We start from the raw sequence: 1,068 nt of genomic DNA, 5'->3' as shown, positions 1-1,068 counted from the left end.
TGGCCGACAAGCGCCTCGCGGTCCGAACGTCAATGTCACGGCGTCAGCGATCGGCGTTCTGCCATTCGTGCGATTCATCGACGCGATCGCTCGGACCATTTTCGATGAAACCATCCTTAAAGGTCTGTCCGACCAAGTGATCGTAGTCCGCCGGCTCGCTATTCACGATGGCTCGGAACATCTGGATTAATGCGTTGCCATCTTGTAGATGTGCGACGACAACACGAGCGGTGCGCAAAGAAACAGACTCGCGGACGGGCGGAGCGGCACTTCCGTCGTGCAGTTCGAAAGCAAAGCGATGAATCTCCTGATGCCCGTCCGGCAGCCGTGTATGTCCCCAAATTGTCGCTTTCATCCTTTTCGCTCTGAAATGTCTTTCTTGAAATTGAAGCAAGGCGGATGCCACAGCGGACTCCTGGATCTTGGTGACGAGTCTCGCCTCAGCCCCATCCTGTTTTTGGTCTGGCGAACGCGAAAGCCGCGCTCAGGGCTCTTTTTTGCTCCTATGCTTAAAGCGGAGATCAGCAACACGGCGCGCTGTGTGCTCCCGCCGACCGTGTGGCTGGCGTCCTTGGGTCGGGCCAGCAACCCATTCAACGAAAGTAGTGAGCTCACGCGATTCGGAGATGGACGTCCAACTGCCGGAGGCGACATGTTTCTGTGTTACCTGATTGACCCCGACAGCCGGTCCATAACCAAGGTGAATGATGGTTTCGACCGTGCAGCGGAGCTTACGGGCAGTGAATGCCCTGAACTCGCCGAATTGTGGACCGACTTTGCGGGCTCGACGCTTGACGTTGCATGCTCGCCAGACGCAGATGAGCAGCCGTCGTTTCGCGTACGTCTTTCCTTTCGTGGGAAGACGATAGAGCAGGCGATCAGCGGAAAGGGCGTGTTAATCGCCTGTGGTGAAATCCCTGTCGAAATCGCGCGACAAATACAGACGGCGGAAGCGGTACATAAGATGGTCGAATTCTCATCCGCCCGCTATATAGCCGTTGATAGATGGCTCAAGGGTGGTTCCAGCGTGACGCGTGCGCCGGCTCGACGCGCGGAGTCGAACGGTCG

General features: G+C 57.1%; 2 protein-coding genes. One reads left to right on the top strand and one right to left on the bottom strand.

Annotated features, from left to right (window positions below; genetic code table 11):
• Positions 1 to 43: 43 nt before the first annotated feature.
• Positions 44 to 406, bottom strand: a complete 363-nt coding sequence (locus NCT32_RS31090) for a hypothetical protein (RefSeq protein WP_250491085.1) — start codon at positions 404 to 406, stop codon at positions 44 to 46.
• A gap of 246 nt (positions 407 to 652) precedes the next feature.
• Between NCT32_RS31090 and NCT32_RS31085 the strand changes: the two genes are divergently transcribed.
• On the top strand, positions 653 to 1,068 hold a 416-nt coding region (locus NCT32_RS31085; protein ID WP_250491084.1), incomplete at its 3' end, for a hypothetical protein.

Source organism: Caballeronia sp. INML2 (assembly GCF_023631365.1).
Taxonomy (GTDB): Bacteria; Pseudomonadota; Gammaproteobacteria; order Burkholderiales; family Burkholderiaceae; genus Caballeronia; species Caballeronia turbans.
Note: the sequence above shows the minus strand (reverse complement) of the source record. Positions and strands in the feature narration are given on the sequence as shown.